The 22,226-nt window shown below is 48.2% G+C and carries 23 protein-coding genes and 1 other annotated feature; of the genes, 17 read left to right on the forward strand and 6 right to left on the reverse strand.

Features of this window, described 5'->3' with window-relative positions:
• Positions 1-79: 79 nt before the first annotated feature.
• From ACHWTJ_RS03350 to ACHWTJ_RS03400, 11 genes are all read left to right on the forward strand, one after another.
• Positions 80-922: a DegV family protein gene (locus ACHWTJ_RS03350; RefSeq protein WP_294745011.1), complete on the forward strand. Its 843-nt coding sequence runs from the start codon at positions 80-82 to the stop codon at positions 920-922.
• A gap of 182 nt (positions 923-1,104) precedes the next feature.
• Positions 1,105-2,316: a helicase-related protein gene (locus tag ACHWTJ_RS03355; protein ID WP_394679105.1), complete on the forward strand. Its 1,212-nt coding sequence runs from the start codon at positions 1,105-1,107 to the stop codon at positions 2,314-2,316.
• Positions 2,317-2,618: 302 nt separating this feature from the next.
• Positions 2,619-2,951, forward strand: coding sequence for a ComF family protein (locus ACHWTJ_RS03360; protein ID WP_294749508.1), 333 nt, complete (start codon positions 2,619-2,621; stop codon positions 2,949-2,951).
• Positions 2,952-3,410: 459 nt separating this feature from the next.
• Entirely contained in the window at positions 3,411-3,659 is a 249-nt protein-coding gene (flgM, locus tag ACHWTJ_RS03365; RefSeq protein ID WP_023469293.1) for a flagellar biosynthesis anti-sigma factor FlgM, read from the forward strand.
• A 121-nt stretch (positions 3,660-3,780) separates the two neighbouring features.
• Complete coding sequence (locus tag ACHWTJ_RS03370) at positions 3,781-4,188, forward strand: flagellar protein FlgN (protein ID WP_294743884.1); 408 nt, start codon at positions 3,781-3,783, stop codon at positions 4,186-4,188.
• Positions 4,189-4,200: 12 nt separating this feature from the next.
• Positions 4,201-5,754: a flagellar hook-associated protein FlgK gene (gene flgK, locus ACHWTJ_RS03375; RefSeq protein WP_394679106.1), complete on the forward strand. Its 1,554-nt coding sequence runs from the start codon at positions 4,201-4,203 to the stop codon at positions 5,752-5,754.
• 18 nt (positions 5,755-5,772) lie between these two features.
• Positions 5,773-6,750 (forward strand): flagellar hook-associated protein FlgL, encoded by a 978-nt coding sequence (gene flgL / locus ACHWTJ_RS03380; RefSeq protein ID WP_394679107.1) that lies wholly within the window; start codon positions 5,773-5,775, stop codon positions 6,748-6,750.
• 13 nt (positions 6,751-6,763) lie between these two features.
• Entirely contained in the window at positions 6,764-7,342 is a 579-nt protein-coding gene (locus ACHWTJ_RS03385; protein WP_294743878.1) for a DUF6470 family protein, read from the forward strand.
• A gap of 4 nt (positions 7,343-7,346) precedes the next feature.
• Positions 7,347-7,787: a flagellar assembly protein FliW gene (gene fliW / locus ACHWTJ_RS03390; RefSeq protein ID WP_035396203.1), complete on the forward strand. Its 441-nt coding sequence runs from the start codon at positions 7,347-7,349 to the stop codon at positions 7,785-7,787.
• Positions 7,787-8,011 (forward strand): carbon storage regulator CsrA, encoded by a 225-nt coding sequence (gene csrA / locus ACHWTJ_RS03395; RefSeq protein WP_023469287.1) that lies wholly within the window; start codon positions 7,787-7,789, stop codon positions 8,009-8,011. Before fliW ends, csrA begins: the two co-directional genes overlap by 1 nt.
• Positions 8,012-8,205: 194 nt before the next feature.
• On the forward strand, positions 8,206-9,030 hold the full coding sequence (locus ACHWTJ_RS03400; RefSeq protein WP_174316553.1) for a squalene/phytoene synthase family protein: 825 nt from the start codon (positions 8,206-8,208) through the stop codon (positions 9,028-9,030).
• A 60-nt stretch (positions 9,031-9,090) separates the two neighbouring features.
• Here ACHWTJ_RS03400 and ACHWTJ_RS03405 read toward each other — a convergent pair whose 3' ends face one another.
• The 5 genes from ACHWTJ_RS03405 to ACHWTJ_RS03425 all read right to left on the reverse strand — a co-directional run bounded on the left by ACHWTJ_RS03405 (position 9,091) and on the right by ACHWTJ_RS03425 (position 15,335).
• On the reverse strand, positions 9,091-9,258 hold the full coding sequence (locus tag ACHWTJ_RS03405; RefSeq protein WP_394679108.1) for a hypothetical protein: 168 nt from the start codon (positions 9,256-9,258) through the stop codon (positions 9,091-9,093).
• A 15-nt stretch (positions 9,259-9,273) separates the two neighbouring features.
• Complete coding sequence (locus tag ACHWTJ_RS03410; protein WP_294743873.1) at positions 9,274-10,170, reverse strand: alpha/beta hydrolase; 897 nt, start codon at positions 10,168-10,170, stop codon at positions 9,274-9,276.
• A 23-nt stretch (positions 10,171-10,193) separates the two neighbouring features.
• Complete coding sequence (locus ACHWTJ_RS03415) at positions 10,194-11,075, reverse strand: YitT family protein (RefSeq protein ID WP_055969019.1); 882 nt, start codon at positions 11,073-11,075, stop codon at positions 10,194-10,196.
• Positions 11,076-11,161: 86 nt separating this feature from the next.
• A complete protein-coding gene (locus ACHWTJ_RS03420; protein ID WP_394679109.1) occupies positions 11,162-13,984 on the reverse strand; it encodes an EAL domain-containing protein in 2,823 nt (940 codons plus the stop codon).
• Positions 13,985-14,183: 199 nt separating this feature from the next.
• Positions 14,184-15,335, reverse strand: coding sequence for a hypothetical protein (locus ACHWTJ_RS03425; RefSeq protein WP_394679110.1), 1,152 nt, complete (start codon positions 15,333-15,335; stop codon positions 14,184-14,186).
• A 130-nt stretch (positions 15,336-15,465) separates the two neighbouring features.
• Between ACHWTJ_RS03425 and ACHWTJ_RS03430 the strand changes: the two genes are divergently transcribed.
• Both ACHWTJ_RS03430 and ACHWTJ_RS03435 read left to right on the forward strand, forming a co-directional pair.
• Entirely contained in the window at positions 15,466-16,122 is a 657-nt protein-coding gene (locus ACHWTJ_RS03430) for a response regulator transcription factor (RefSeq protein WP_174316549.1), read from the forward strand.
• On the forward strand, positions 16,119-17,384 hold the full coding sequence (locus tag ACHWTJ_RS03435) for a histidine kinase dimerization/phospho-acceptor domain-containing protein (protein WP_394679111.1): 1,266 nt from the start codon (positions 16,119-16,121) through the stop codon (positions 17,382-17,384). Before ACHWTJ_RS03430 ends, ACHWTJ_RS03435 begins: the two co-directional genes overlap by 4 nt.
• A 79-nt stretch (positions 17,385-17,463) precedes the next feature.
• On the opposite strand, the gene ACHWTJ_RS03440 is transcribed toward ACHWTJ_RS03435, so the two are convergent.
• Positions 17,464-17,967: a hypothetical protein gene (locus ACHWTJ_RS03440; RefSeq protein WP_023469278.1), complete on the reverse strand. Its 504-nt coding sequence runs from the start codon at positions 17,965-17,967 to the stop codon at positions 17,464-17,466.
• Between the two features lie 136 nt (positions 17,968-18,103).
• Between ACHWTJ_RS03440 and ACHWTJ_RS03445 the strand changes: the two genes are divergently transcribed.
• The 4 genes from ACHWTJ_RS03445 to ACHWTJ_RS03460 all read left to right on the forward strand — a co-directional run bounded on the left by ACHWTJ_RS03445 (position 18,104) and on the right by ACHWTJ_RS03460 (position 22,062).
• Positions 18,104-18,586, forward strand: coding sequence for a hypothetical protein (locus ACHWTJ_RS03445; protein WP_394679112.1), 483 nt, complete (start codon positions 18,104-18,106; stop codon positions 18,584-18,586).
• A gap of 63 nt (positions 18,587-18,649) precedes the next feature.
• Entirely contained in the window at positions 18,650-19,480 is an 831-nt protein-coding gene (locus ACHWTJ_RS03450; RefSeq protein ID WP_394679113.1) for a GNAT family N-acetyltransferase, read from the forward strand.
• A gap of 287 nt (positions 19,481-19,767) precedes the next feature.
• Entirely contained in the window at positions 19,768-20,160 is a 393-nt protein-coding gene (locus tag ACHWTJ_RS03455; RefSeq protein ID WP_394679114.1) for a hypothetical protein, read from the forward strand.
• Positions 20,161-20,222: 62 nt separating this feature from the next.
• Positions 20,223-20,460: a binding site (T-box leader), on the forward strand.
• 93 nt (positions 20,461-20,553) lie between these two features.
• Positions 20,554-22,062 carry a peptide ABC transporter substrate-binding protein gene (locus tag ACHWTJ_RS03460; protein WP_394679115.1) on the forward strand — a complete coding sequence of 503 codons (1,509 nt, stop codon included), beginning with the start codon at positions 20,554-20,556 and terminating at the stop codon, positions 22,060-22,062.
• Positions 22,063-22,226: the final 164 nt, after the last annotated feature.

The following is a 22,226-nucleotide window of genomic DNA, read 5'->3' on the forward strand; positions in this document are numbered from 1 at the left end:
AGAAGTGCTACACTTATAAACGATTGTGACGTATGAAGATATACGTCGCGACGGAACTATAAAAGCGAGGAAATCACGGATGAGTCAGATTGTGATCGTAACGGATAGCACTGCCTATCTGCCAACAACGTATTGTGAAGCACATCAAGTACATGTCGCACCGCTTAGTGTCATCTTTGAAGGAGACGCTTACCGGGAAGGACTCGATATCTCGGTTGCTGATTTTTATGAGCGGATTCAGACGGGGAGTCTTCCGACGACCTCACAGCCGAATATCGGAGATCTTGTTGCGACGTTCGAACAACTGCCAGAAGGAACAGATATCATCGGCATCACTCTTTCAAGCGGAATCAGCGGGACGTATCAAGCGTTGCACACGATCAATATGATGATTGATCATGTGAACGTCCATCCTGTCGACTCACGTATTTCCTGTATGCCGCAAGCGTTTCTCGTCCAAGAAGCGGTTCGTTTGCGAGATGCAGGAGCCACGGCGGAAACGATCGTCCATCATTTAGAGGAATTGAAAGAGCGCATTCGTGCGTATTTTGTCGTGGATGATCTCGCACATCTCCAACGCGGAGGGCGTCTTAGTGTCGCACAAGCATTCGTGGGTTCGTTCTTGAAGATCAAACCTGTTCTTCATTTCGTCGATGGTAAAATTGTTCCGTTCGAAAAAATTCGGACGTTCAAACGAGCCGTTAATCGAATCGAAGAGATGATGCAAGAGGATATCCAAGGAGACGGAGCCGGATATACGATCGGCGTCATCCATGCAGAAGATTCGACGAAAGCGGAACAAGAGATTTCGGTGTTACAGACGAAATATCCGAATGCACGAGTCGAGATGAGTGTATTTGGACCTGTCATTGGTACACATCTTGGACCGGGTGCAATCGGCATCACATGGTACAAAGAATAAAATGAAAAAGCACATTGACATACACGGTCAATGTGCTTTTTCGTTTCGTGTTATATAGCATAACAAAACTTTTTTTGAGGAAGCTGCGTATTCCATACGTATTATTCTGATCCAACATGCGTTGCCGAATTGGTCATCCGTCCGTCAAGATGAAGCAAATCGGCAACGAAGGAAGTGGCGAAATGGATATACGCGGAAGATGGATTTCAGCAGAACGGATCGAAGTCCGATCGTCAACACATCGACTCATTCCAGCCGTGACGATCAGGTGTCAGCGATGCGGAGCCTTTCCGGTTAAAGGACCTTGTACGTGCGGAAAGCATTGCTATTATTGTCGACGATGCATCGCCTATGGAAAGTTGCGCACGTGTGATCAACTGATTACGGATACCCGTCCGCTCGACCGGGTTCGCCCAGCTGCGCATCAACCGATCCACCTGACGTCTGCCCAAACGACTGTCGCGACGGCAATCGAACAGACGATTCTCCGCGGCGGAAGGTTGCTTGTCCACGCAGTGTGCGGAGCAGGAAAGACACCGATGTTCTTTCCCGGTATCGAAAGCGCGTTAGCGAGCGGGAAGCGTGTCCTCGTCACAGCACCACGAGCGGATGTCGTCCGTGAATTGACACATCATATCAAACAGGCGTTTCCGACTGCTCAAATCGTATCCTTATACGGTGGATCAACGGATCGGCTTTTGCTTGGTGAGATCACGGTCAGTACGACACATCAGTTGATTCATTACCGCTCGTGTTTTGATGTCGTTTTGTTGGATGAGGTCGATGCCTTTCCGTTCCATATGAACTGGACGCTACATCGTTATGTCAAACGGGCGATGACGAAAAAGGCGGCTCTGGTCTTACTGAGTGCGACACCGTCAAAGTGGCACCATCGTTATCCGACGATACGCTTGATGCGGCGTTATCATGGACATCCCTTACCGGTTCCCCAAATCCAATCTCCTTTTACGACGCAGTCGATCATTGAATGGTTGCGCCATCATGAAGATCGACCACGTCTCGTGTTCGTTCCCCGTATCGCAGCACTCGAAGCATGGCAAGGACGATTAAAGAAAGCTGGCATTCATGTCACGACCGTCCACGCGGAGGATCCGGAGCGGATTGAGAAAATCCAGTCATTTCGGACGACGAACGGCATCCTGTTGACGACGACGATCCTAGAGAGAGGCGTGACGATTTCGAATGTACAAGTGGCGGTCCTAGATGCGGATCAGGGATTTAGTACGAAAGCCTTGATTCAAATCAGCGGTCGTGTTGGACGAGATACGGCTTATCCGGACGGGAATATATCATTTTTCGCTAATGATCGGTCGGATGCCCTATTTTATGCGATCCATCAGATTAAAAAAGCGAATCGTTGGTCAATGACATGATCTGTTTATATTGTCATCATGACTTTCTACCTACTTGGGAACTGAGTAATATGTGGACTAGCCAAAGTATTTGTAATCCCTGTAAAATGAAATTTGTAAAAAGTGGGGGATGCATGGATTGTGGTAAACCAGATGTCGAGCTTTGTCAGGACTGTCGACACTGGAGGGAAATTGGATGGACTCTCGAGACCAGGACCCTCTATCTTTACAATGAAGAAGCGAAGACGTTCATGCATCGTTATAAATTTTTAGGAGACACGTTTCTTATTCAGATGTTTACGGCTGAGTTGAAGAAGGTAAAAATGAGAAGAGGATGGATCGTTCCGATTCCGCTGAGTGAGAATCGTCTGTCTGAACGAAAGTTCAATCAAGCAGAAGAAATTGCTAGACGAATGAACGGGAAGGTCATCTCAGCATTAAAGCGAGACGAAGGGGCGGCACAGAGTAGTAAATCACGAAAAGAGCGCCTCAACCGCACGAATCCATTTCATGTCACGAAAGAAGTTTCAGGTAAACGGATCTTGCTGGTCGACGATGTCTACACAACAGGAATAACACTCCGGCAAGCGATGGTGCGCCTCAAGGAAGCGGGCGCAAGTGAAATTTCTGCAGTAACTTTATTTCGGAGTATTTAATATTTCGGCATTCCTGCCGATACTCTGAATGAGGTGAAGGAAATGGATGTAGTAAACTGCAAATCTTGCGGGAAAATTTTTGTGAAGCAATCTTCTGATCTGTGTCCGACGTGTATGCGTCAAGATCATCTGAATTTCGAAAAGGTACGTGAATTCTTGCGAGAGCGGCGAAAAGTCCGAACTTCACCAAATGATGTCGAGGCACAAACCGGAGTCAAACGAGAAACGGTCTTTCGGTATATCAAGGAAGGACGTTTGTTGATTTCCGAGATTTCTCAAATGGAAATCACGTGCGAGAGTTGTGGGAAACCCTCTCATGAAGGAACGATTTGTGCTGAATGTCGTGAGAAATTACGACGTGACCTCGCCCAAGCGATGCAAGATTCTATGGACCCTTCGAAACCGAGAACGTATCGAACTTAAATCAAGAATCTCGTAATCTAGAAAGCAGGTGTTCACATGCGAATTGATTCGACTAAATGGGTGAACATGCCCAAGACGTATGAAAGAAATCAACCCGTAGAAGGAACCGAAACGAAACGAATGAATCGAACAGATGAAGTGACGATTTCAAAAGAAGCACGCGTACGCTTCGAAGGAACAACTTCATCACGGGCAGATAAAATTGCCTCCCTTAAACAAGCCATTCAGGATGGAACCTATAAACCGGATGCGAACAAAATCGCGGAACGTTTCTTGAACTTGTAATAAGGTGAATGAAACTGACATTAGAAGCGACTCGGGGCACGGATGCGCGGGTCGCTTTTTATATGAAACGATAGCAAGTTAGTAAAGTAGTGGGACTCATCATAAAAGGAGCAAACACGATATGGAGATCATCCGACAGTTGACGGAGGCGCATGAAGCGTTACTGGCGCTCGCACTCTCGAAAAAAGAGGCATTGATTCAAAATGATATGAGCCTCCTTTCAAAGATCGTCAAGGACGAACCAGTTTTGCTGAAGCGGATCGCAATCTTGGAACAAGATCGCATCGAACACATGGGAACTGTGACGATGACGGAGTGGATCGCGTCACACCCTGAAGATGTGGAGTCGCTTCGGGCGCTCCTATCAACAATGGGACAACTGCGAAAAGCGAATACGTTAAATGCAGAGTTACTAGAACAATCGTTACATTATATCGAGTGGCATTTGCAATTGCTCGTACCGGAAGCGGATGACTTTACATATGGTCAATCGACGTTTGACCGGACACACTTCAATCGAAATGCATAAGGAGGAAGTCGAATGGGATCAACATTCATGGGGCTTGAAACGGGGCGTCGTGCGCTGACGACGAGTCAATGGGCGTTACAAGCGACAGGAAATAACGTATCAAATGCCGGAACGGCAGGATTCTCAAGACAGCGTCTCGTCCAAGCGACGACGGAACAACTTTCGGTCTCCCTAGGCGGCGGGAAAAACGTTCAGTTCGGAACCGGTGTCCGTGGAGAACTCGTCGAGCGATTACGTGACGTGATGGTCGATAAACAATACCGGGATGAATCAACGAAGTATGCCTACTATTCGACGAAGGCTGCGGCATTCGGTCGAATGGAAGACATCATCAATGAACCGTCTGAAACGGGACTCGCGAAAACGCTCGATAGTTTTTGGGCATCGTTACAAGGATTGTCGAAGAACCCGCAAGACTCGGGTGCGCGAAGCGTCGTTCGGCAGCAAGCGGATACGGTGTCAAAGACATTCAACTACTTAGCGACTTCTTTAACGAAGGTACAAGGGGACTTAAAGAATGAACTAGACGTCTCGACGAAAAAAGTAAATGACCTTCTGCAGAAAATCTATAACGTTAATACACAAATTCACGAAATTGAACCGATTGGCGTCTTACCGAACGACTTATATGATGAACGCGATCGTTACTTCGATGAACTATCGACATATGTGGATTTCGAAAAGGAATCAATCGATGCATCGGACATCGTCTCTGGCAATATGGGGAATGCGGCGAAGATTGCAGAAGGGCGTGTGAACGTCAAGTTGATCATGCCTGGCGGAGCTACTTCTGAAGTCGTCAATATGAAGACGGATACAAAAGCACGTTCGATCGAATTCACAACGGATCCTACGACAAAAGCGATTACTGGATACAAAACGGATACGACTCCCGTTTTATTCACACCGACAAAAGGTTTTTCAAACGGTAAACTTTGGGCCTTATTACAAATGCACGGTTACCAAAGAGATGGTGAAACGACACTGACAGGTGAATATCCTAAGATGCTCGATAATCTGGATAAGATGGCTGCTGCTTTTGCGAAGGAATTTAATGATGCTCATTCAAAAAACTTCATTAAATCTAAGGATGCTTCTGGAACTGTCAGCAATACGTATGGGACAAATGAATTTTTTGTTGCTTCAGATGGTGGAACGGTCAAGGCCGGAACGATTTCAGTCGGAGATACGATTTGGAAAGACCTTTCGAACATTATGAGTTCACGAGACGGAAATATCGGGGATGGTTCTGGGGCATTGATCTTAGCCAACATCAAAACAACATCATTGAGTGATTTAAGTGCTCCGATCGGTTCATTCTATCAATCGATTATCGGTGACATGGGGGTAGCGACAAGCCAAACGATTGACCTCGGAAAAAATGCTAGTGTTTTGATGGAGAATGCCGATCAACGCCGAATGTCAGTCTCAGCGGTCTCGCTCGACGAAGAGATGACAATGATGATTCAGTATCAGCATGCATATAACGCAGCAGCTCGAAACATCACGACGGTCGATGAAATGCTCGATAAAATCATAAACGGTATGGGATTAGTCGGTCGCTGATAAGGAAGGAATGAGGACATGCGGGTCACACAAACGATGCTGACGAAGACGAATATCGGTCATTTGTCTTCGAGCTATCAAAAATTAAGTACGCTACAAGAACAACTGATTAGCGGTAAAAAAATTCAAAAGCCGTCTCAAGATCCGGTCGTTGCGATGCAGGGGATTCGGTACCGGACAGAAGTCCGGGAAGTCGATCAGTTCAAAAAAAATGTCGATGAAGCGACAGGGTGGATGGATTTAACGGATTCCGCCTTAGATGAAGTGACGTCTGCGATGCGTCGGATCAATGAATTAACGACACAAGCAGCGAACGATACGTATGATGGCACACAGCGGAAAGCCATCCAAAGCGAAGTCGGACAGTTGATCGAACATATCGGAACATTGGCGAATACGAAGTATAACGAAAAGCAAATCTTTAACGGAACGAAGACGGATCAACCGTTCATTGATATGGAAAAACTAAAGGCATTTTTAAAGGATAATGTAGATACAGCGACAGTCGACTCCATCTTCACGACATCGGTTGGTCCAGGGAACGGTAAAATCGAATATGAAGTATCTTCAGGAATCAAAGTACAAGTCAATGTCACACCAACAGATGGTGGTGACGGTGGTGTATTTGGAAAAGATACATTCACGACGCTAAAGAAATTATTTAATGCACTCGGTGGTACAAAAGCAGATGGAAGTGCTGATAGTAGCACGAATAACGGAACCGAATTATCCGGTATGTTGAAAGATTTAACAGCGATGTTGAACAAGACGGTTGAAGTACGTTCGGATTTAGGGGCACGCGTGAATCGACTGGAACTGAACGCGTCGCGCTTAGAAGATCAAGAAATCATCGCAAAAACGGTCATGTCTGACAATGAAGACATCGAAACCGAACAGGTCATCATGGAACTGAAATCACATGAAACGTTGCACCGTGCTGCACTCAGTGCCGGCGCACGCATCATCCAACCATCGTTACTTGATTTTCTTCGATAAGGGGTGAACCGGGATGAATCTTCCTCATCTAGAGATGCGACAGACCTCTGCTAAAATCGGTATGCAGACGACACCACTTGAAATGCGACAAACGCAACGTCCGGCTGATCTTTCGATTGAACAACCACAAGGCGAGCTAGCGATTGAAACCGTAGCGGCTCGTCTCGAAATCGATTCGTCGCAAGCTTGGATGGAAATGGGACGAATCCCGGCATTCGAATCCGTCAGGCGATATGCGGATCTCGGTCAACAAATGGTACGTGAAGGAACGGGACGTGTCGCAAGTGAAGGTGATCAATTGATGCGGATCGAGCAAAAAGGTGAGGTCATCGCGCGGATTGCGAAGATGAACGATACGCCTCCAGCAGAAGTGACGACAATGGGCTTCATTCCTCGGAGCTTGGACCGGGTCAAAATTAATTTTACACCGGCCGAAGTGAATGTTCGCTACACTGCGCGTAAGCCGATCATCGATGTCACGACGCATCGGCCGGAACTAGAGGTCACGGAAGGAAAAACAGACATTTTCCTACGAGAACGAAATCAGCTAGATATGTGGCCAGTGGGTGGCATATACGATGAGAAAGGATAATATTATGCAAATCGAAACAGATTTTTTTGGGGCGATTACGATCGAGCCAAGTGAGATCATTACCTTCGCTTCTGAATTGCCGGGGTTTCCGGATGCCAAACAATTCGTATTGTTGCCGTTCGGAGAAGGGGTACCGTTCTGGTCCTTCCAATCCATTGATCAGCCGGAATGCGCCTTCATCGTCACGAATCCGTTTTGGATTGATCCGGACTATGTCTTTGAATTAACGGATTCTGCAAAAGAGCAGTTGAGTATCGAAGAAACAGCGCAAGTCGCCGTATACACGACGGTGACGTTACGTGAGCCTTTCCAGGAATCGACGACGAACTTACGGGCACCGTTCGTCATGGAAACGAAGCAGCGGCTCGCAAAACAAATCATCTTAGAAGATACATATCCGAATCGTCAAAAGATTGGAAGTCTGACAGAAGTAGGTGGACGCTGATGCTCGTATTAAAACGGAAGAACGGCGAAGCGATTCAAATCGGAGACGATATCGAACTGACGATTCTTGCGATTGAAGGAGATCAAGTCAAACTGGGCATTCGTGCTCCACGACAAGTCGACATCCATCGAAAGGAAGTCTATTTAGCCATCCAAGAAGAGAATACGGAAGCATCACGGAGTACAGGGTTGATCGGACAACTCTTGAAACAACAAGAAAAGTAAGGTCAAGTGAATGCCAGTGCATCCTTTCGCGATTTAGGCATTCTCTGGAAAAAAGAATACAAATAGACTCCCTGCGCGTATCATACAAGTGCAGGGAGTCTTTCTTATCATGAAACAAATGCTGAAACGCGTTGAATCGTGTATAGTAATGGAGAGAAAAGAAACCTTTTGAGCCAAAGAGGGAGTTGTCAGGAATGAATGAGACGAAGCAGCTGAAAAAAGACGCGAACCGTGTATTAAAAGCGACGAGTCGCACCTTCTATATCCCGATTAGTCGACTATCGCAAGACTTACAGGAAGCGGTCGGTGCTGCTTATCTATGCATGCGTGCCATCGATGAGATTGAAGACCACGAAGACTTGGCGACGGACGTCAAGACGACATTGCTTCGCGAGACGGCATTACTGATGCGGGGCACGTTCTCCGCTACGGCCTATCTTGAGTTGATTGCGCCCTATACGGCGCATCTGCCAGAAGTGACACTCCGTTTACCGGAGTGGATTGCCTACTGTCCGGCTGCAATTCGTCCGAAGGTGCTTGATTCGACGGCGGAGATGGCAGAAGGCATGGCGGTCTGGGCAGAGCGTGACTGGACGGTCGAAACGGAAGCCGATCTTGACGAGTATACGTATTATGTCGCAGGACTCGTCGGTGTCATGTTATCCGACATCTGGTACTGGAAGGCTGGTATCGTCACCGACAAACAGCAAGCGATCGGGTTCGGTCGTGGTTTGCAAGCCGTCAATATCCTTCGCAATCAACAGGAGGATGCGGAGCGTGGTGTCGGTTACTTCCCACCTGGTTGGACAACGGATACGATGTTTGCTTATGCGCGTGAGAATCTCGCAGAAGCCGATGCCTACCTTGCGTCCATTCCGAAGGAGACGACGATTTATGAATTCTGTCACATTCCACTTGCACTCGCGCATGGAACGCTCGATGCCCTTGCAAGAGGGAAGGAGAAACTCAGTCGTCCGGAAGTCTTGAAGATCGTCGGAGCTGCTGTACTAAAACGATAAGCTTCACTAACGAACAAGCCGCCCGATTCCATAGAGGAAGCGGGCGGCTGTTTTTGTCTGTCATCGTAACATATACATCGTCAATCCAATCAGTGCGGAACCGATCCAAATGAGAAGAACCGCTCGTCCGTAAGGGAACCGATACCCAGCGCGGCGCGAAATGAGTAAACCGATCCCCATGACTGTCAGTGCGATGAAAAACGTCAAGAACACGGAGAATTGCTGCATTCCGTTTTCCTCCCATCAGTGTAGATCAGCTAAATACGCGAGCACCTTCTCTTCATAAGCTTTTCGATCGTGGGAATACGACTGGACATGACCGCCGTTCTCTGTCACATAAAGTTCCGATCGTGGCGCTGCCTTTTGAATCTTCATACTTTCCGTCACTGGAATCGCATCGTCATCTTTCCCATGGATCAACAGGATTGGGTAATCAATCCGTCGGACGGATTCGACCGGTTTGACGCGTTCGGGATTGAGTCCTGTCAACGGAGGTGTGATTTCTAGAATGATTGGTGTGAACGGGAAGTTCGGCAACCCGCTCCAAACCGGAAGATTCGTGGCAAGATAGTTTTCTAAATCACTGAATGGACTATCGGCGATGACGCCGACGACATCGGCATTTGGAGCGGTGACGAGCGAAGTCGCCGCGCCCATTGAGATACCATAGAGCACGACCGGCTTCGCTGAACGTGACTTCGCGTACCGCACAGCCGTCAACAAGTCGTCTTGTTCCTTGGCTCCGACAGTGACGCGTTTGCCGTCCGATTCACCGGAACCTCGGAAATCAAACGTCAACACATTGTAGCCGGCATCATGAAATTTCTTAAAGAGTGGTAAAACTGGAACATCTTCTTGTTCTCGGTTCTTCCCGTATCCATGCGCAAAGACGATTGTTAACTTCGCATCCTCACTCGGCATCCACCAGCCGGATAAGCGGGTCCGATCTTTATAGGACCGGAATGTCACGTCCTCATAGTCCAGATTTTCTGCTTTCTTCGGATTCGTCGTCAGTGCCTCACGCTCCGGTTGTGTTAAGGATGAGCCGACGTAACCGGAAATACCAACGATGATGACGACGACTAAGGTGACGATGATGATGATGGTAGCGATGATTTTTTTACGATGTTTTTTCCACACCCGCGTTCCTTCCTTTCGTTCGGTTAATGGATATCTTTTTTCTTGAAGCGACCGCCATGGACATCATGGATGTTGCCGATCGCAATAAAGGCTTGTTCATCAAAGTCACGAACGATGTCCTTCAACTTTGATTCTTCCAAGCGACTGATGACACAAAAAATCACTTTCTTCCCATCACCCGTAAAGGCACCTTCTCCATTTAAGTATGTCATGCTTCGTCCGAGACGATCCATGATCGCAAGACCAATCTCTTCGTAGTTCTCGGAAATGATCCAGACGCTTTTCGATTGATCGAGTCCATCGATGACGACGTCGATCGTCTTGAAAGCGACGAAATATGTAATCAAGGAATACATCGCCCGGTCCCATCCAAAGACAAAACCAGCGGCTCCTAAAATGAAGACGTTAAAGAACATGACGATCTCTCCGACTGAAAACGGTGTCGATCGGCTAAACGAGACAGCGAGAATCTCCGTTCCGTCGAGTGATCCACTCGATCGGATGACGATGCCAACACCGATTCCGAGAATCAATCCACCGAAGACGGTCGCAAGTAAGTCGACGCTCGTCAACGGACCGATGTGTTCGAGGAGTTTCGTTGCGATTGCCATGATGAAGATCGCGTATAACGTCGATAGGGCGAACGTCTTCCCGATCTGTTTATAGCCGAAGAAGATGAACGGGATATTCAGGAAGAATAACCAAAAGGCGAGGGTCGTGTCCGTGACTTTCGAGCCGATGATCGAGATCCCGACGATTCCGCCATCGATGATGTTATTCGGAACTAAGAATCCTTTCAGACCGATTGCAAAGATGATGGCACCGATCGTTAGCATGAGGAGACGTCGAAAGAGTTGACCTTTCGTCGAACGACGATGATGTTTCATCGGTAGTGGGGACTGCATGTCATTCCTCCCATCTAGAGTAAATTACTTTAAGATTACTATAACAAAAAAGCACGAAGACGTCTGTGAACGTCTTCGTGAATGAGTCAAGGGGTGTAACGTAACGATTGGAAGAAGCGCATGATCTGTTCGGCTTCCGTTTCGTTCGTATATTCCCCCATATATTGTCCGTCTTGCTGACCGATGATCGTGACAGTGCAGGTGACGAGTTGCAGTCCTTCGTTTAATCGAATTTCACACGTCGCTGCATGTGAAGGAAGGGGTGTCTCAGTCGAGAAATACAAGATCTTCGTACTCGTCTGATGTGCCTGTAAGTCAGAAAAAGCGAGCGTGAAGGACTCCGTATGATGCGTTAGCATCCGGATCTTTCCGGGAACGGAAAACCGTGGAACTGTATCACTTGATAGAGCACAAGCCTCGATCGGATAGAGGATTTCGCGGATTAAAAAGCCTTCCATCACATCACTCGGAACCGGTCGACTGAAGAGATATCCTTGGATGCGTGGACATTCGAGCATCCGGAACGTATCGAGCTGCTGAATCGTCTCGATGCCTTCTGCTACGACATATAAGTTAAATTCGTTCGCCATGTATAAGATACTTTTGACGATCGCTTGCGCTTTCGCATCATCATAAATGTGTGTCGCGAATTGACGATCGATTTTGATGACGTCGATCGGATAACGTTGCAAATAGACCATCGAAGAGTAACCTTTACCGAAATCATCTAAGGCGATCCGGACACCCAGGGCACTGACCGATTCAAGCGTGCGACTCGTCATCGGATCATCCATGATGAGGGCCGCTTCTGTGATTTCAAGTTCAAGCAGGGCCGGGTCGAGCGCATATCGTGTTAAGGTCTGTTCGATTTGATGCTCGAATCCTGGAATCAACAGCCGCTTTGGTGAGACATTGATCGAGATCGGGACGAGTGAGGCACCGGTCTTGGACCACGCGTTCATCTGACGGCAGGCTGCTTCGAGGACCCAGTCCCCGATGTCGATATGCAGCGCACTTTCTTCTGAAAGCGGAATGAAGTCGTTCGGCGGGATTCGTCCCCATTCCGGATGTTGCCAGCGGATCAAGGCTTCCATTCCAACAATCTTCCCCGTCCAGCTATCGACCTTTGGTTGGTACTCGAGGAATAACTGATCACGTTCGATGGCATAATGCAAGTCTTGTTCCAAACGATAGCGCCGGTAATAGTCAATATCGAGATTCGAAGCATAGTGATGAAACGCACTGTGATCGTCGCGTCGTGAGCGGCGTAGTGCTGTGTAAGAATGCTTCAATAACTCAACGGCGTCCGTACTGTCTTGAGGATAGCGACTGATACCGATCGAAACCCGAGCGAACAAGGCGTAGGGTTCAATTGAAATCGGTTGTGTCGAGATCGCAAGCAGTCTTTGCGCACACGGCGTGACATCTTGTTCATAGTCGGTCGAGACGAGCAGTGCATATTCATCCCCACCGAGATGACCGAGGAAGACCTCGTCCGGCTTGACATCGTTTAAGCGGGCAGCTGTTGCTTGGAGCCACTGATCGCCGGAACCGTGACCGAACGCGTTATTGATCTCTGTAATACGGTTGAAAGAAACCGAGAGAACGAAAAAAGGAACAGTGCGTGCTTGCCACGATTCAATCGTCTCAATCAGTGCTTGGCGATTCGGAAGACCGGTCACGACGTCCCGGAGAGCGAGTTGCCGTAACTGTTCTTCGTACGCTTTTTGTAACGTGATATCATGCAAGATGCTGTTGGAATACGCAATTGATCCGTCAGAGTGAAAGATTGGAATTTGTTGATCCTCGACCCATTTAATCCGTCCATCGGGAAAACGGAGACGGTACTGAAGTGTTCCGGCATGCCCTTGTAACAAGCGTTGCATGAACTTTCGCATCGCATCGTGATCTCGGGGGTCGATTCGCGACAACAACCACGTATCATTTAAAATTAAATTTTTTGGTAACTCCTCGTAGATGTGTAAAAACCCTTGCGAATGAAATAAAATCCGTCCGGTCGTCAAATCAATTTGTGAGATCGCTGCGTTCACAGCCTCATAAATGTCACGGGCTTGTGCGCGTTCCATCTTCAATTGTTGACGAGCCGCATCGATTTCCGATAAGTCATACAAGACGATTGAAGCCTGATGCGCATGGCCTGCGCGACGTACTGCCTTCAAGCGCAACAATTGATACGAACCGTCTGACGTCAACAAGGACAGCTCTTGTTCGAACTGATCCTGCTTTCCGGCTGCCATGCGCTCGATCTCAAAGCGGAGCGGGTCAAAATCCCAAGGATGAATCCGTTCGAGTAACCGTTGTTGCTCGATTGATGACTGTTCTTCCCTTAGCCCGAGAAACTTGAGAAGTGACGGTGAAGGCTCGATTTGATGCGACCGTAAGTCATAATAGAATAAGACTAACTCAGGCACTTGCTCGGTCAGCTCCAGTTGGGAGCGAATTTCCGAGACGTCTTCTTCGAGTTGTTTTTCGCGTGTCACATCACGTGCTACGCCATAGACACCGATGACATGTCCTTCCTGTTCAATCGGCATGTTCGTAATCTTTAAGGTGACGAGATGTTGGTCTGCGTGCAACCCTCTTGCTGTATAATGAACGGTTTCCCCTTGTAACGCACGCTGGAAAAATTGCGAGACCGCCTCCATTTGATCTGGAGGATTAAACACGGAAAAGTGCTCGTATAAGGTATGTTCCGAGTATCCTAGGATTTCTGGAAGATGTTCATTGAAATAGATGATCGTACCAGCAGCATCAAAGACAAAAATCGCATCGGTTTGATGATGGAAAAAGGCTTCTGATTGTTCAAGACGAGATACTTCAAGCCCACCGATATGAATCGGTGCCGTATCTGATCGTCGGATTGTTTTCATGGCCTCAAAAAACGCCATCTCTTCACCTCCATACGTAGTAACGCTTCAGTCTTACTATCGGATGAAGGCGAGAATCGTTGCAATGATTCCTTAAACAATAGACTATTATTTCAAAAAAACGAATAAAAAGTTAGAAAACGATGCAATTTTATTTCAAAATTAAGAGATTAAGTACGACAAAAAACGAAGCTCAACGGTATGAGCTTCGTTTTACATGTTAAATCGCTAAATCGACCGAAGTGTCACTGGCGTTCGGATCCGCATCCGGTCCTTGATCCGGTGCGCCTGGCATGTCACCATCCGGACCATGTCCGTGACCTGGACCATGACCATCGCGTGCTGGACCTTTTTTAAGGTCAGCGTAGCTTGAGACCTTATCTGCGCGCGACTGGATATGTTCCTTGATTTGTTTCGCTTGTTTTTCTGTCAGCTTGCCATCTTTGACTTGTTGATCGACAGCAGCGTTTTGAGCGTTGAGAACGGCTTTCTCAAAATCGGCGTAAGCGATCTTGTTCGCTTCCGCGAATTCAGGTAAGGGTTGATTCGCTTTCTTGAACTTCGCTTCATCGAGTCCGAGTGCTTTTAGGATTGCTGACGTCGAGTCACCGAAGACGCCACCTGGTCCATGGTCACCGCGCTTGCCGTGTTCGCCGCGATCGGGAAGATCGTCGTAGCTCTTCGCATCCTTGTATTCCTCTGTCAGGCGAGACTTGATTTCCGTTGCTTGTTTTTTCGTCATCTTCCCATCTTTGACGAGTTGATTGAGTTCACTCGTCTGCGCCGCAAGTAATGCTTTTTTATAGTCAGCGAACTTGATCGATTGTGCCTTCGCATAAGCCGCAAGCGATTGATTCGCGGCGTCGAATTTCGACTGGCTCAGTCCGAGTGCTTTCAGGACGTCGGCGATCAATGATTCATTGAAGAAACCGGGTCCGCCGTGACGACCGATCGGCATTTTGTCTTTGAGTTCATCGTAGCTCTTGACGCCACTGAACCGTTCCGTTTGACGCTTCAACATATCGTCTGCTTGCGATTGTGTTAAGTCGCCTGATTTAACGAGACTTGCGAGCTGTTCCTTCGCTGCCGCAAGTTCCGCTTTTTTGTAATCAGCGAACGAGATCCCTTTTGCTTTTGCGAGATCGGCGATTGATTGCCCTTTCTCCCGTGCAGCATCTGCCTCAGCTTGTGTCAGGTTCAATTTTTTCAAGAGTAACGTCATGTCGTGTTTTTTCATACCTTCGAAGTGGTGCCCGTGTTTCGCTTGTTTTGTCGTGCTCGAGTCGTCGTTCGTCGCAGCGTATGCTGATGCGCCTCCGACTGTTAATGCGCTAATTGTCAATGCAGTGATCCATTGTTTTTTGAATGTCATGGGATGATCACTCCTTTCACCTTTTATGGTAGAGGGTCACGAAAGAGAAGTTGTGAGGAAGTTGCAAAGAAACTGCGAAGAAAGGCAAATCTGGGCAAAAAGACGCTACACTAGTAGTGGAGGGATGACCATGAACGTACTATTAATTGAAGATGAACAAAAATTAGCGCAGGTGACGGCCCGTTTCCTCCGGCACCATGCGTATGACGTAACGATTGCTGGTTCGTTAGCAGAGGCGAAACAGTGCCTGACGACAGCGTTTGATGCCGTTTTGATCGACGTCCGCTTACCAGACGGTGACGGTTGGTCACTCGTACCAGGCATCAAATCACAAGTTCAGCCGCCGGTCGTCTTCATGATGACATCACGCGGCGAGGCCGATGATCGCGTCTTCGGACTCGAACTCGGTGCCGATGATTACCTCGTCAAACCGGTCGTCCTGAAAGAATTGACGATCCGGCTCGAACGGGCACTAAAAGTCCGTCCGGTCGCTCGCCATGCATTCGGTGACTTGACAATCGATGAGAAGGGACGTCAAGTCAAAACAGGTGAGCGGGCGGTCAGTCTCGCGAAGATGGAATTCGAACTGTTACTCTATTTCATTGAACACCTCGGTGAAGCACTCAGCCGGGATCAGATTCTCGATGACGTCTGGGGGTATGCATTCGGTGGCGATACTCGGACCGTCGACACGCATGTCAAACAATTGCGGGATAAGCTACCTGTCATTAAACGACAATTGAAGACGGTCCACCGGGTCGGCTATCGATTGGAGGCGATTGAATGAAACGACGGCCTTTGATCCGAAAATTCTTATACGCCGTCATCGGTCCGTTACTCGTGATGGGCGTTCTCAGTTTCGTCTTGACGGCGTTCCTCGTCAATCGATTCGCAGAAGGCGAACGGTACGATCAACTCGCTCGGGAAGCGAACATCATCAAACAGGCGATTGAAGCCGACACGCCGATTCCGCGTGACATTCAAGGGTTTTTGACGACCGATGGATTAACGCAACGGATCGGTGCGCGCGGACCGGCGGGACGGTTACCACTTCTCGACGATCTTAAGAAAAAAGATGTCATCGAAGTGCAAGACGAACGACTGCTGACGTATCAGCTGACGGTTGACGGAACGCGGATCACGACGGTTCGACAAGCGCCGCTAGCAAGTAGCGCTCTCGACGGTGTCTATATCGCGATTGGACTCGCATTACTCGTGACGTTGTTGCTGGCATCACTGCTTGCTTACTACATGGGACGGCACCTAACGCGACCGATCGTGACGCTCCGTTCCGTTGCCCAAAAAATTGGTGCTGGTGAGACAGATGTCGTCTTACCGGCACGACCGAAGGATGAAGTCGGGGAGTTGATTGACGCGGTCGACGAGATGCAGACACAACTGAAACAAAAGGATCATCTGCAAAAGACGTTCATTGCAGGCATCACTCACGACTTGCGGACACCGCTCGCGATCATTCGAAACGAGACCGAGGCACTTGCGGCAGGTGTCATTCCGCTTGCTGAACTGCCTGACGTGACGACGAGCATCATCGAGGAGACGGATCGACTCGGTCATCTGATTGATGAGACGTTGCTCTATTCAAAGCTTGCTGGTGGACGGATGCCGCTTGAAAAGATGGATGTGGCACTCGATGAACTCGTGCTTGCGACAGTTGAACGCCTGCGTGGAACGTTCACACAGGCAGGACTGACACTGGCGACGGATCTTAAGTCAACGAGGCAGTCACTTGATCCACGAATGTTCGAACGCGTGTTGATCAACTTCTTGATGAATGCCCGTTTTGCTTCACCAGTCGGCGGAACGGTTACCGTTCGCTTAACGCATGACGAGTTGACGGTTGAGGATGAAGGGGCGGGTGTCCGAGCAGAAGACCGGGCAACGATCTGGGATGTTTACGTCAAACAAGAAGGCAGTGCCGGTCATGGACTTGGTCTTGCGATCAGTCGGATGATCCTTGATAGTCATCAGTTCACGTATGGTGTCCGTGACCGGAGTGGTGGGGGAGCGGTCTTCTACGTTCGGTTTTGATTGAACCAATTCGGTACACAAAAAGAGATGTCAGTTCTCGGAAAGCTTTCCGGAACTGACATCTCTTGAATTTCAACGATTATTCTCCTTCGTTCGCATGAACGAGACTTGGTTTGACGAGTGTATAGAACTCATCGCTCATCCCGACACGGCTACCCATTTGGCACGCGAGTTCGAGTGTTTCTTTATAGAAGTTCGCGACGAGATCGTGGTTCTTGATATGCTCGTCTTGCATCGCTTTTTTGACCCCAAGGACGACTTTATCGATTTGCTCATCGGCATCATTACGGACCGGCACGACGTTTTCTGGAAGATCGACTTCCTTATCGTGTCCGTTGAAGCGGAACGAGGCACCGAATCCGAGGTGTTCGAGGAAGAAGTGTGGTAACAGTTTACTCGCGAAGAACTGATGCCATTCCGTCTCTTTCATTGCTTCCATGTCACGCTTGAACGACGTCGTTGCAAGTGCATAGCGATCGTGTGTATCCTTCATGAACTTCTCGAGGATCGGAACCTGCATTGCAAACGCATTCTTGAGCAAGTTATCGAGCTGTTCTTGCGTTAATTGTTCTTGTTCAGTCATCGCTTTAACCCCATTTCGTTTCGTTATCCCTATCGTAAGAAATTTAGACAATTCCGTCAAATCTTTTTCGAGAATAGAGTTTACCTATTTCACAAAAGGGAATCTATTACTATCAATCATTTTAGGGGGAGTCAGCATGAAACGAATCGCAATGACAGGAGTCTTACTCGGAGCATGTCTGACTCCGGTGACCGGCTTTGCCGCAAGTAACGTGACATATAGCAAAGGAGTCGTCGAAAACAAGACATTCGGCTATACCGTCAAGACAACGGACGCGTTGGAAAAGGTGATCCAGCAAGACAAAGTCGATTTCGTCAAGAACAAGACGGTCAAATCGAAATACGGTGTCATCACGCGGAGCGGTACGTTCGCATTGTACTATAAAGTTAAGGGAGCGGATCAACTGCTCGTTAACTTGAACTACGAGCCGAAAAAGCTCTCGAAAAAACAGTTCGATCGTGAAATCGGATATGGTACATATCTCGGAACGAAAGGGAGTAAAACGTACTACTACGTCTTACCGACGGAAGCCGTCGAAGGCGCAGTCGGTAAGAAAGCGATTGAGAACTTGATCGTCAAGGACGTCCCGCAGATGATGAAAACATTCAAACTGCAATGAGCACTAGCTTTTGCTAGTGCTTCTTTTGTTCGTTCGGTATAGTTGAAAATGAGGTGAATGAATATGGAATGGAACGTCACAGACGTCAAACAGACAACAGATGTATTACAACTCGAAAAATGTGTCAACGATCACGATGGCATTGAATTAAAAGTCGCAGCCGATTGGGTTGGCGAGAACGACTTCGCGATCTATGATGGTGAGCAACTCGTCGGGTACTTACAAGCGTTCGCGTACTTACCGACAGAATGGGAATTGAACGTCTTCGTTGATCCGGATTACCGGAAACAAGGCATCTTCACAGCACTCGTTCAAGCGGCACGTACGCGCGCGACGGAAGCGGGCGTCGAAGCATTCACGTTCGTTATTGACGACGCAAGTGAATCAGGTCAAGCTGTCCTTGAAGGATTAGGTGCCGAGTACCGGATGACCGAGTACAACATGATTTTGAAGAAGGCGCAGTTGTTCTTAAAAGCCGATCCTGATTTCGAATTACGTGAAGCGACAGCGGACGATCGTCCGTTCATCGTCGAGACGCTCGGTAAATCGTTCGGAAACACGGACGAGGAAGCAGAGTCAATTTATCAAGCGATCGAATCCGACGACCGGATCACGTTCATTGGTGTTGCGAAAGGTAAACCGGTCGGTGTCATCCGTGCCTACCTTGCTTCCGATACGCAAGCGAGCATCCATGCGTTCGCGGTTCGTCCGGAAGCGCAAGGCAATGGTTACGGGAAGAAGATGCTGAAGCTGATGGTTCAAGCATTGTTCCGGACAGGTCGGACACAACTTGAACTCGACGTCGAGACGGACAATGATCGTGCGCTCGATCTTTACAAAGAGGCAGGATTCGTTGTCCATCGTGGGTATCAGTTCCACGTGCTGGCGGTTTAAAATAATGAGCGATTGACGGATTTTCCAGTGCATGTTGGATACTCAAGTTGCTCCACTCCTACAGGAAAAAGCGCATTTGCGCTGTCAGAGACAAACAAGACCCGGCTCTTTGCTTGAAGCGAAAGAGTCGCGGCTTGTGTCTCGCCTGAGGAAAGGGAGCAAGACTTGAGTACATTCGTCGATTGCTTTTTTTTATGGTTATTATTACAGAAACTAAACAAAAACGTTGGAACCTTTTCTTTAATCCGTCGTATACTAGACATATGGAAAAAAGAGGAGGCGACGTCATGGAGAGTCGACAGGATTCATTGCGGACGTTGAAATGGGTATCAGGTGGAATGGAAGCGGTGCTCGGGATTCCGCTTTTAGGTGGTTCAATCGTCATTTTCTCAGGTTACAATGCCCTGTGGTTGATGCTCGCGTTTCACATCGTCGTCGTCGTATTGACGGCACGTGCCGGGAACGTCTCAAAAGGGAATATCGTCGGGATCGTCGCATCAACGGTTGGTGTCATTCCGGTCGTCGGGATGTTCTTACACATGGCAGCAGCAATCACGATTCTCGTCGATGCAGCACTCGGAAACCGAATCGTTACGCGAACACATGTCAAACACGTCGAACCGATTCGACCACGTCCGATCCGTCGCGAGCAAGAAAAACAAGAAGACCATCCGTTCTGAGTTTTTTTCGTTGACAGCGAAAAACAAGCCGTGTAAAGTAAACAACAAGTTAAGCCATATCAATTACATCGACGACGCGGAGTAAGTATCGTCAACACTGCCGACCAAGCGAGTCAGGAATGGTGAGAGCCTGACACGGTAAGCTGAACGAGAATGGACCGCTGAGAGCCTGTTGAACCTTCGAGTAGACAGGACGGTTGCCCCCGTTACCGGGCTAGTTGGTTGTTGGACCAACGACAAGTGGAGACGATTCTTCGTTTCAATCAGAGGTGGCACCGCGCGGATACAGGCGTCCTCTATGCATTAGCTAATAGCTATGCGTAGAGGGCGTTTTTTTGTACGTCAAATGCCGAATCATCCAACGCTCATCATATTTATCAGGAGGCACGACACATGAAAAAAACATTGATCGCAGCGGCGAGCACGGCAGTTTTACTCGCAGGATGTGCAACGACAGAACCAGCAGAAGATAAAAAAGCGGATAAGAAGGTCTTGCATACGATGGAGAGCTACGATCTTCTGTCGGTCGACCCGGCAGACGCTATCACGTCAAACATCTTCAACCAAATCTACGAAGGACTCTATCGCTTTGACGCGAACAACGAACTCGTTCCGGCAGCAGCGAAATCACATAGTGTGTCTGAAGACGGTAAGGTCTATACGTTCAAGCTTGACCCGAATGCCAAATGGTCGGATGGAAAACCCGTTACAGCGGAGAACTTCCGTTATGCGTTCGAGCGCGTCATCAAAACGAACTCACCGTTCGCGTACTTGCTCGAGCCGGTCGAAAAAACGACAGCGGTCGACGACGAGACACTCCGGATCGAATTGAAACGTCCGACACCATACTTCCTCAGCATGACGACGTTCGGTACCTATATGCCGGTCCGGGAAGATATCGTCAAAGCAGAAGGCGACCAGTTCGGAACAGATCCAAAGACAAACGTCTATAACGGACCGTTCACGTTCAAGAAGTATCAAGCCGAGCAAGGTTATACGCTTGCGAAGAATGCTGAGTACGCAGACCGGAAGAACGTCAAGATCGACGAAGTTGACGTCAAGATCATCAAGGATCCGATGCTTGCGATCAACTTGTTCGAGTCAGGTGAGCTCGATGTCGCACCACTCAATTCGGAGAACGTCGTGACGTACAAAGGCAAAAAAGAGTACAACACGTTCAGCGATTCGCGGATGTTCTTCATCCGGATGAACGAAAAGACGAACGCGTTGAAAGATAAACAAACACGTCAAGCAATCGACGCGGCGTACGATAAAAAGGCGTTGACGGAGACATTGCTCGGAAACGGATCACTGCCAGCGGACTACATCGTGCCGCAAGAACTCGATCCGAAGTATGACAACACGCGCCAAATCGAATCGTCGTATGATACAACAGCGGCGAACAAGGTACTTGCCAAACAAAATCTTAAACTGACGATGTTGATCGAAGACGACGACGTCTCGAAAAAAATCGGAGAGTACATCCAAGGGGCGTTGAAGAAGCAGAACGTCGACGTTAAACTGTTGTCACTTCCGAAGAAAGAACGTCTCGCGCGTGAAGGACGAGGGGATTACGATCTTTCACTCGCAAGCTGGGCACCAGACTATCAAGACGCGACGACTTACTTGAACTTGTTCACGACCGGTAACCCGTTCAACATGATGGACTACTCGAACAAACAGTATGACCGTCTCTTGAAACAGGCTGAAAGTGAGCTCGACCAGGATAAGCGTCTTGCATTACTCAGTAAGGCGGAAAGCGTATTGCTTGATGATCAAGCGATCTCACCGGTCTACCAACGGAAGAATGCCTTCTTGCAAAACACACAAGTGAAGAATCTCGCGCGACACAATGTCGGAACGGACATTTCCTATAAATACGTCGAAATCAACCGTAACTGACACCCGTATCCTCTTTTCCTGATGACACAAGGAAAAGAGGATTTTTTGTATAGGAGAGATTTGGTAATTTTATTCTGAAATCAGGTCAATTTGCTAAAACCGCTTTCATCATTAACCGATAGATAGAACGGTGAAAAGAAGAACCAAGAAGGGAAGTCGCAGTT

Origin of the sequence: uncultured Exiguobacterium sp., assembly GCF_964277885.1 — a bacterium.
Classification (GTDB): domain Bacteria; phylum Bacillota; class Bacilli; order Exiguobacteriales; family Exiguobacteriaceae; genus Exiguobacterium_A.

Bases quoted from the DNA above. Each gene is read 5' to 3' on its own strand.
- ACHWTJ_RS03405 (WP_394679108.1), bottom strand. From the start codon at position 9,258: ATGCAGCAATTCTCCGTGTTCTTGACGTTTTTCATCGCACTGACAGTC.
- ACHWTJ_RS03460 (WP_394679115.1), top strand. From the start codon at position 20,554: ATGAAAAAAACATTGATCGCAGCGGCGAGCACGGCAGTTTTACTCGCA.
- flgL (WP_394679107.1), top strand. From the start codon at position 5,773: ATGCGGGTCACACAAACGATGCTGACGAAGACGAATATCGGTCATTTG.
- flgK (WP_394679106.1), top strand. From the start codon at position 4,201: ATGGGATCAACATTCATGGGGCTTGAAACGGGGCGTCGTGCGCTGACG.
- ACHWTJ_RS03360 (WP_294749508.1), top strand. From the start codon at position 2,619: ATGAGAAGAGGATGGATCGTTCCGATTCCGCTGAGTGAGAATCGTCTG.
- ACHWTJ_RS03415 (WP_055969019.1), bottom strand. From the start codon at position 11,075: ATGCAGTCCCCACTACCGATGAAACATCATCGTCGTTCGACGAAAGGT.
- ACHWTJ_RS03455 (WP_394679114.1), top strand. From the start codon at position 19,768: ATGGAGAGTCGACAGGATTCATTGCGGACGTTGAAATGGGTATCAGGT.
- ACHWTJ_RS03370 (WP_294743884.1), top strand. From the start codon at position 3,781: ATGGAGATCATCCGACAGTTGACGGAGGCGCATGAAGCGTTACTGGCG.
- ACHWTJ_RS03350 (WP_294745011.1), top strand. From the start codon at position 80: ATGAGTCAGATTGTGATCGTAACGGATAGCACTGCCTATCTGCCAACA.
- ACHWTJ_RS03355 (WP_394679105.1), top strand. From the start codon at position 1,105: ATGGATATACGCGGAAGATGGATTTCAGCAGAACGGATCGAAGTCCGA.
- ACHWTJ_RS03430 (WP_174316549.1), top strand. From the start codon at position 15,466: ATGAACGTACTATTAATTGAAGATGAACAAAAATTAGCGCAGGTGACG.
- fliW (WP_035396203.1), top strand. From the start codon at position 7,347: ATGCAAATCGAAACAGATTTTTTTGGGGCGATTACGATCGAGCCAAGT.
- ACHWTJ_RS03420 (WP_394679109.1), bottom strand. From the start codon at position 13,984: ATGGCGTTTTTTGAGGCCATGAAAACAATCCGACGATCAGATACGGCA.
- ACHWTJ_RS03450 (WP_394679113.1), top strand. From the start codon at position 18,650: ATGGAATGGAACGTCACAGACGTCAAACAGACAACAGATGTATTACAA.
- ACHWTJ_RS03425 (WP_394679110.1), bottom strand. From the start codon at position 15,335: ATGACATTCAAAAAACAATGGATCACTGCATTGACAATTAGCGCATTA.
- ACHWTJ_RS03385 (WP_294743878.1), top strand. From the start codon at position 6,764: ATGAATCTTCCTCATCTAGAGATGCGACAGACCTCTGCTAAAATCGGT.
- ACHWTJ_RS03440 (WP_023469278.1), bottom strand. From the start codon at position 17,967: ATGACTGAACAAGAACAATTAACGCAAGAACAGCTCGATAACTTGCTC.
- ACHWTJ_RS03435 (WP_394679111.1), top strand. From the start codon at position 16,119: ATGAAACGACGGCCTTTGATCCGAAAATTCTTATACGCCGTCATCGGT.
- ACHWTJ_RS03400 (WP_174316553.1), top strand. From the start codon at position 8,206: ATGAATGAGACGAAGCAGCTGAAAAAAGACGCGAACCGTGTATTAAAA.
- ACHWTJ_RS03445 (WP_394679112.1), top strand. From the start codon at position 18,104: ATGAAACGAATCGCAATGACAGGAGTCTTACTCGGAGCATGTCTGACT.
- flgM (WP_023469293.1), top strand. From the start codon at position 3,411: ATGCGAATTGATTCGACTAAATGGGTGAACATGCCCAAGACGTATGAA.
- csrA (WP_023469287.1), top strand. From the start codon at position 7,787: ATGCTCGTATTAAAACGGAAGAACGGCGAAGCGATTCAAATCGGAGAC.